Annotated in this window: 6 protein-coding genes; all 6 read left to right on the top strand. The window is 63.1% G+C overall.

The window, feature by feature from the left end; genetic code table 11:
• Nucleotides 1–1,258 precede the first annotated feature (1,258 nt).
• The 6 genes from CDN36_RS20810 (at nucleotide 1,259) to CDN36_RS20785 (ending at nucleotide 7,499) form a co-directional block, all read left to right on the top strand.
• Nucleotides 1,259–2,038 carry an ABC transporter ATP-binding protein gene (locus CDN36_RS20810; protein WP_039406839.1) on the top strand — a complete coding sequence of 260 codons (780 nt, stop codon included), beginning with the start codon at nucleotides 1,259–1,261 and terminating at the stop codon, nucleotides 2,036–2,038.
• 8 nt (nucleotides 2,039–2,046) lie between these two features.
• Nucleotides 2,047–2,838 (top strand): ABC transporter ATP-binding protein, encoded by a 792-nt coding sequence (locus CDN36_RS20805; protein ID WP_287497763.1) that lies wholly within the window; start codon nucleotides 2,047–2,049, stop codon nucleotides 2,836–2,838.
• Nucleotides 2,839–2,914: 76 nt separating this feature from the next.
• Nucleotides 2,915–4,108 carry an ABC transporter substrate-binding protein gene (locus CDN36_RS20800; RefSeq protein ID WP_150555532.1) on the top strand — a complete coding sequence of 398 codons (1,194 nt, stop codon included), beginning with the start codon at nucleotides 2,915–2,917 and terminating at the stop codon, nucleotides 4,106–4,108.
• Between the two features lie 82 nt (nucleotides 4,109–4,190).
• Complete coding sequence (locus tag CDN36_RS20795; protein WP_150555490.1) at nucleotides 4,191–5,075, top strand: branched-chain amino acid ABC transporter permease; 885 nt, start codon at nucleotides 4,191–4,193, stop codon at nucleotides 5,073–5,075.
• 11 nt (nucleotides 5,076–5,086) lie between these two features.
• A complete protein-coding gene (locus CDN36_RS20790; protein ID WP_150555491.1) occupies nucleotides 5,087–6,088 on the top strand; it encodes a branched-chain amino acid ABC transporter permease in 1,002 nt (333 codons plus the stop codon).
• Between the two features lie 634 nt (nucleotides 6,089–6,722).
• Nucleotides 6,723–7,499 (top strand): sulfite exporter TauE/SafE family protein, encoded by a 777-nt coding sequence (locus tag CDN36_RS20785; protein ID WP_150555492.1) that lies wholly within the window; start codon nucleotides 6,723–6,725, stop codon nucleotides 7,497–7,499.
• Nucleotides 7,500–7,612 lie beyond the last annotated feature (113 nt).

Here is a 7,612-nt window from a genome sequence, read left to right as displayed (position 1 = left end):
ACGCCAGCCCGAACGAATTCGCAAGTATTTCGAGCACGGCCCTGTTCGCTATGCAGCTTGATACAAGTTCACAGGGGCCGGATCAATAATAAACTCTCGGCAAGTTGCGCGCGTCCGACAGCATTTCCAGAGTGGCGCCGCATGAAGGCGCGACATGTCCGGCGGTGGAAGAGGCAGAATGTCCCCGTGGTTGGAATCCCTAGGGGGTGGAACAGGGCGGCGGGCGGCTTCGGCGCAGGCAGATAGATTGTTTGTGGCCCACTGAAGACTGGACTCCGGCGATGGTGGCTGCGGAATATCGCTTGTGCCGATGTGGAAGATCCGCGCAAGTGCGTCCCAGCCCCAGGATGTCAACGGAAATGGTCTCCGAGAGATGGCGCCAGCGTTGAGCAGGGCCACGTCTATCGGATTCGACTCGTCGAGGGCGGCCCTGTCCAGGGACAGCTCAATCAGGCGCTGCGTGTGCGACGAGTCGAGTGAATATTGGCGATGTTCCCGTACGTTCCACAAGACGACTTGGCCCTGTGAGACTTGTAGGAACGTGTCCCGATTGAAATGGATGGTCATATCGGAGAAATGGGCACCGGATGGTGCCCATTGTCATCAAGTGAATTTACTTGAGCGGGATGGCCGCCTGGGTCCAATTAGCCATAACGCACGATTCGAGTTGAATCTCTTTCATGACAGTCTCCTGGTTGAAGGTGAATGGCGCCTCGGCCGAGACAAGACCATCTTTTCACGATTCTGACCCGATCGGAACAGGTAAGAGGCCGGGAGTCGGAAGCCTTGGGTCGAAAATAGAAAAGAGGGTGTGCCTGGTTTCCGCTTTTCCGGATTCCCAGATTTCTCCCAATAGAACTTACGTAGTAATACCTAATGTCGGTTGCGCAAACGGTTCGGACAGTGCTGCCGGGGGCTATCGTCCGCGCATTTGCATGTGCCGCAAAAGCCTTGTCCCATAAGGGCTGTGAGCATGCCCGCATGATGTGACCGAACGTTCTGGAACGCGTGCGGGCATGCGCGTTTCGAGGGTTGGGAAGCCTAGTGCAAATCCCAATGATCGCGTTGCAGCAAACCACACACAATAACGTTTCCCTATGTGCGAACGAACCAAGAATTCGGCGCTTCATGCGGGACGCGGGGGATTTCGCGGAGGATGCAAACCATGGCGTCATCCGGCTGCCCTGCGGTTGTCACAGACGATGGTGCCGGGCGCGCGTCCGCGCTCGCACCGCCAACCAGGAATGTGGCAGGAGACATGGCGAACAACGATTACATTCTCGAAACCCGCGGGCTCACCAAAGAGTTTCGTGGCTTCACCGCCGTGAACGGGGTCGACCTGCGCGTCGCGCGCGGCACCATTCATGCACTCATCGGCCCGAACGGCGCCGGCAAGACCACCTGCTTCAACCTGCTTACGAAATTCCTCGTGCCCAGCGCCGGGACGATCTCCTTCAACGGTGAGGACATTACCCGCGAAGCGCCCGCGCAAATCGCGCGCCGCGGCATCATCCGTTCGTTCCAGATCTCCGCCGTGTTCCCGCACCTCACCGTGCTCGAGAACGTGCGCATCGGCCTGCAGCGCAACCTCGGCACCGCGTTCCACTTCTGGCGCAGCAGCCGCTCGCTGCGTCAGCTCGACGCCCGCGCGATGGAGCTGCTCGCCGAAGTGGGACTCACCGAATTCGCCCATACGCTGACCGTGGAGCTGCCATACGGACGCAAGCGCGCGCTCGAGATCGCCACCACACTTGCTATGGAGCCCGAACTGATGCTGCTCGACGAGCCCACGCAAGGCATGGGCCACGAAGATGTCGATCGCGTCACCGCGCTCATCAAGAAAGTGTCGGCCGGGCGCACGATCCTCATGGTCGAGCACAACATGAACGTGATCGCCGGCATTTCGGACACCATCACCGTGCTCCAGCGCGGCGAGGTGCTCGCCGAAGGCCCGTATCACGAGGTCTCGAAGAATCCGCAGGTCATGGAAGCCTACATGGGCACTGCGGACGGCGAACTGCAGGGAGCCCACGGGTGAGGACGTCTATGTACGGAAATGGCAACGGTAACGGTAACGGTGGCGGTAACGGCGCGGGCAAGGGCGGCAGTAACGTGCCGGCGCTGGAAGTCGAAGGGCTGCAAGCCTGGTACGGCGAATCGCACATCCTGCATGGCGTGGATCTGACCGTCGGGCGCGGCGAAGTCGTCACGCTGCTCGGGCGCAACGGCGCCGGCCGCACCACCACGCTGCGCGCGATCATGGGGCTGACAGGGCAACGCCAGGGCTCGATCCGCATTGCGGGCGAAGAAACCATTCATCTGCCGACTTACAAGGTTGCGCACCACGGCGTGGGCTATTGCCCCGAGGAGCGAGGCATCTTCGCCAGCCTGTCGTGCGAGGAGAACCTGCTGCTGCCGCCGTACATCGGCATGAGCGGCAACCGCCGCGAGGACGGCGGGCGGGGCATGTCGCTCGAGGAAATCTACGACATGTTCCCGAACCTCAAGGAGCGGCGCCACAGCCAGGGCACGCGCCTGTCCGGCGGCGAACAGCAGATGCTCGCGGTCGCGCGCATTCTGCGCACCGGCGCGAACCTGCTGTTGCTCGACGAGATCTCGGAAGGTCTCGCGCCGGTGATCGTGCAGACGCTCGCGCGCATGATCACCACGCTCAAGGCGCGCGGCTACACCATCGTGATGGTGGAACAGAATTTCCGTTTTGCGGCCCCGCTTGCCGATCGCTTCTACGTGATGGAGCACGGCAAGATCGTGGAGCGCTTCGGCGCCCCGGAGCTCGAAACGAAGATGCCGGTGCTGCACGAGTTGTTGGGCGTATGAGGTGAGCTACCCGGGGCGAGCACGCCCCGGGCGATGGACCCAGGCGATCAAATCCACGAAGGAGACGAAGATGACGATGCGGATGAAGGCGTTGGCCGTTGCGGCCGCGTTCGGTTTTGCGGCAATGGCCTCGCAGGCCCATGCCGATGGCAATACGGTGAAGATCGGTTTCATTACCGACATGTCGGGCCTGTACACCGACATCGACGGCCAGGGCGGCGCGGAAGCCATCAAGATGGCCATCGCCGACTTCGGCGGCAAGGTGCTCGGCAAGCCGGTCGAACTGGTCACCGCCGATCACCAGAACAAGGCTGACGTGGCGGCGTCGAAGGCGCGCGAATGGTTCGACCGCGGGGGCGTGGACATGCTCATCGGCGGCACCAACTCGGGCACCGGCCTGGCCATGAACAAGGTCTCGGCGGAGAAGAAGAAGGTCTATATCAACGTGGGCGCCGGCTCCGATGCCCTCACCAACGACCAGTGCCAGCCATACGGCGTGCACTACGCCTACGACACCGTCGCGCTCGCGCGCGGCACCGGCTCGGCCGTGGTGAAGGCCGGCGGCAAGTCGTGGTTCTTCCTGACGGCCGACTACGCTTTCGGCCACGCGCTCGAGAAGGCCACCGCCGACGTTGTCAAGGCCAACGGCGGCACGGTCAAGGGCCAGGTGCGCCACCCGCTCTCGGCGTCGGACTTCTCGTCGTATCTGCTGCAGGCGCAGTCGTCGGGCGCACAGGTGCTCGGCCTGGCCAACGCCGGCGGCGACACGATCAACGCGATCAAGGCGGCGAAGGAATTCGGCATCAAGGGCAAGATGCAGATCGCGGGCCTGCTCGTGTTCATCAACGACATCCACTCGCTGGGCCTGGACAACACCGAAGGCATGTACCTCACCGACAGCTGGTACTGGGACAGGGACGAGAAGAGCCGCGCGTTCGCGAAGCGCTATTTCGACAAGATGAAGAAGATGCCGTCGAGCCTGCAGGCCGGCGACTATTCGGCGACGATGACGTACCTGAAGGCCGTGCAGGCCGCAGGCACCACCGATGCCGACAAGGTCATGGAGCAGCTCCACAAGATCAAGATCGACGACATGTTCAGCAAGGGCTATATCCGCCGCGACGGCACGATGGTCCACGATATGTACCTGATGCAGGTCAAGTCGAAGAAGGAATCGAAGTCGCCGTGGGATTACTACAAGGTCGTGGCGACGATCCCGGGCGAGAAGGCCTTCACGACTGAAGCGGAATCGACCTGCAAGCTGAAGTAAGCGGTACGAGTCTTATCGCGATGCACCGAAAGCGGCGGGGCGCCTGCCCCGTCGCGACCCTTCCCCCAGAGAATCGATTTCGATGGAATTTCTAGGCATCCCCCTGCCGGCGCTGTTGAGCCAACTGCTGCTGGGACTGGTGAACGGCTCGTTCTACGCCATGCTGAGCCTCGGCCTGGCGGTGATTTTCGGTCTGCTCAACGTGATCAACTTCGCGCACGGCGCGTTGTTCATGCTGGGTGCCATGCTGGCCTGGATGGGCGGCAACTACCTCGGCCTCAACTACTGGGTCATGCTGATTCTCGCGCCGGTGATCGTGGGCGTGATCGGCGTGATCATCGAGCGCACCATGCTGCGCTGGATCTACAAGCTCGACCACCTCTACGGGCTGCTGCTCACGTTCGGCATCACGCTCGTGCTCGAAGGCGTGTTCCGCTCGATCTACGGCGTGTCGGGCCAGCCTTACGACGCACCTGACATGCTCTCCGGCGCCACCAACCTCGGCTTCATGTTCATGCCGAACTATCGCGCCTGGGTCGTGGTGGCCTCGCTCGTCGTGTGTTTCGCCACGTGGTTCGTGATCGAGAAGACGAAGATCGGCGCGTACCTGCGCGCCGGCACGGAAAACCCCAAGCTCGTGGAAGCCTTCGGTGTGAACGTGCCGCTGATGATCACGCTGACCTACGGCTTCGGCGTCGCGCTGGCAGCGTTCGCCGGCGTGCTCGCCGCGCCGGTCATCCAGATCTCGCCGCTCATGGGCCAGTCGATGATCATCACGGTGTTCGCGGTGGTCGTGATCGGCGGCATGGGTTCCATCATGGGCTCGATCGTGACCGGCCTGATGCTCGGGGTCATCGAGGGCTTCACGAAGGTGTTCTACCCGGAAGCGTCCGCAACGGTCGTGTTCGTGATCATGGTGATCGTGTTGCTGCTGCGCCCGGCAGGGCTGTTCGGCAAACAAAAGTAAGGGGCAGAGCAATGCAACAAGGAATGCAACAACGCGCGCTTTACTCGCTTTTGCTGCTCGCGTTGATCGTCGCGCCGTTCGCCGGGGCGTATCCGGTCTTCATCATGAAGGTACTGTGCTTCGCGCTGTTCGCGTGCGCGTTCAACCTGCTGCTCGGCTTCACGGGGCTGCTGTCGTTCGGCCATGCGGCGTTCTTCGGCAGCGCGGGGTACATCACCGGCTATGCAATCCGCAACCTCGGCTTCACGCCCGAGGTCGGCATCGTCGCCGGCGTGCTCGCGGGAGCGGTGCTCGGGCTAGTCATCGGTTTGCTGGCGATTCGGCGTCAGGGCATCTACTTCGCGATGATCACGCTGGCGCTCGCGCAGATGCTGTACTTCTTCTGTCTGCAGGCGCCGTTTACCGGCGGCGAAGACGGTCTGCAGGGCGTGCCGCGCGGCAGCCTGTTCGGTGTGCTGCCGCTCGACTCGGACCTGACCCTGTACTACGTGGTGCTGGCCATCTGCGCGCTGGGCTTCCTGCTCATCATGCGCGTGGTGCACTCGCCGTTCGGCCAGGTGCTCAAGGCGATCAAAGAGAACGAGCCGCGCGCCATCTCGCTCGGCTACGACGTCGATCGCTTCAAGCTGCTGGCGTTCGTGCTGTCGGCCACGCTCGCCGCACTGGCCGGCTCGACCAAGACCGTGGTGCTCGGCTTCGAGACGCTTACTGACGTGCACTGGACGATGTCGGGCATGGTGATTCTGATGACGCTCGTGGGCGGCCTGGGCACGATGCTCGGGCCGGTGGTCGGCGCGGTCGTCATCATCGTGCTGGAGAACAAGCTCGGCGACATCGGCAACTGGCTCGCCACGGCCACAGGCGTGACATGGTTCCAGACGCTCGGCGAGTCGGTCACGATCGTGATCGGCGTGATCTTCATCATTTGCGTGCTGGCCTTCCGACGGGGGCTCGTCGGCGAGCTGGTGGCGCGCAGCCAGTTCTTCCGGACGATGGTGCAGCAGCAGTCGTAAGGGCTGGGCTGGCTGGGCAGGGCGGCGGGCGCACCGAAATGGGGCGCCGGATCGTCACCCTGACGCATGTATGTCGGAAAAAACCTAATTCGTAGGGGTAAATGCTGACTTGTGGTGCATCGGGTGCTCCTTTATTCTCTCCCTCAGTTCGCGTCACGGCAGGATATAGGGGCGAGGAACGAGGAGACAATAAGCGCGAAACGCGCACCGCCAAAAAGGAAGCGCTGTTGGAGAAAACTCCAACAGCGCTTTTTATATTGCGCTTCGCCGCCGGGCGAGGCCGTCGTCTGCCGCAGTGTGCCATGCGGGCGCCGCGCGCCATTCAGCCAATTTCACGCCACGTTGCGAGAATCGTGTGGGGCAAATACGCGCAATGCGGTCTAAAGACGCTATGCTCGCCGTTTTGCCGCGCAATTCACGTACCGCTTCACGTACCGCTTCACGTACCGATTCACGTGTCGATTCACGTCGCGATTTCTTACCGTATTCGTTCGGCCCGCCCGAGCATCCGCCACCGTATGTTCCGCCTGTCTGCCGTTCCGTCGTTTGTTTCGTCTCTCTGGTCGACGTTGTTGCTGTCGCGCCTGTTGCCGCGTTCCGTTTCGATTGGCGCGCGTGCGGGGAGGGCGCCGTGATGGACTGGGCGCTGAGCGACTTGCTGATGCTCGCGGGCGGGGCCTTTCTCGCGGGGCTGGTGGACGCGGTCGTCGGCGGAGGCGGCCTGATCTCGGTGCCCACCCTCTTCGCGGTCTTCCCGAACGCGGCGCCGCCCGTGCTGTTCGGCACGAACAAGCTGGCCGGCGTGTGGGGCACGGCATCGGCGGCCATGCGCTACGCGCGCGGCATCGAGCTGCGCTGGGCGATTCTGGTGCCGGCGACGGTGGCGGCTTTCGTGTTTTCGTTTTGCGGCGCGTATGCCGTCACGCACATCCCGGCGGACGTCCTGCGCAAGGCGTTGCCGTTCGTGCTGGCGGCGGTGGCCGTCTACACGTTGCGCAAGAAGGATTTCGGGACGGTCCACGCCCCGGTCAAAGGCAGCGCGGGGGTCACCCTCATGGCGGTGGCCGTGGGCGGCGCCATCGGTTTTTACGACGGTTTCTTCGGCCCCGGCACGGGCAGCTTCCTCGTGTTCCTGTTCGTGCGTCTGTTCGGACAGGACTTCGTGAACGCTTCGGCGTCGTCGAAGATCGTGAACGTGGCGACCAACCTGGCCGCGCTGCTGCTCTTCGGCATGGGCGGGCACGTGTGGTGGCAGGTCGGCCTCGGCATGGCCGTCATGAACGTGCTGGGCAGTCAGGTCGGCAGCCGGCTCGCGCTCAAGCACGGCGTGGGCTTCGTGCGCCGCATGTTTCTGGCGGTGCTCGCGGTGCTGATCGTGAAGACCGGGTACGACGCATTCCTGCGCGGCTGACCGGGCGGGAGAGGGAAAGCGGCGGGAACGCCGCCGGGCGTGGCGGGTGGGCGCAGATGCGTCCGATGCCACATGTGGGGAAACCGCACTTTACGAGAAGGTGCCGGTGCCCG

The sequence above is a fragment of the Pandoraea sp. CB10b_02 genome, from assembly GCF_002216225.1.
Lineage (GTDB): Bacteria > Pseudomonadota > Gammaproteobacteria > Burkholderiales > Burkholderiaceae > Pandoraea > Pandoraea nosoerga.
This window is presented reverse-complemented; position numbering and strand designations above follow the sequence as displayed.

Excerpts from the sequence above, each read along its gene's own strand:
- CDN36_RS20810 (WP_039406839.1), top strand. The coding sequence starts at position 1,259 with ATGGCGAACAACGATTACATTCTCGAAACCCGCGGGCTCACCAAAGAG.
- CDN36_RS20805 (WP_287497763.1), top strand. The coding sequence starts at position 2,047 with ATGTACGGAAATGGCAACGGTAACGGTAACGGTGGCGGTAACGGCGCG.
- CDN36_RS20800 (WP_150555532.1), top strand. The coding sequence starts at position 2,915 with ATGCGGATGAAGGCGTTGGCCGTTGCGGCCGCGTTCGGTTTTGCGGCA.
- CDN36_RS20795 (WP_150555490.1), top strand. The coding sequence starts at position 4,191 with ATGGAATTTCTAGGCATCCCCCTGCCGGCGCTGTTGAGCCAACTGCTG.
- CDN36_RS20790 (WP_150555491.1), top strand. The coding sequence starts at position 5,087 with ATGCAACAAGGAATGCAACAACGCGCGCTTTACTCGCTTTTGCTGCTC.
- CDN36_RS20785 (WP_150555492.1), top strand. The coding sequence starts at position 6,723 with ATGGACTGGGCGCTGAGCGACTTGCTGATGCTCGCGGGCGGGGCCTTT.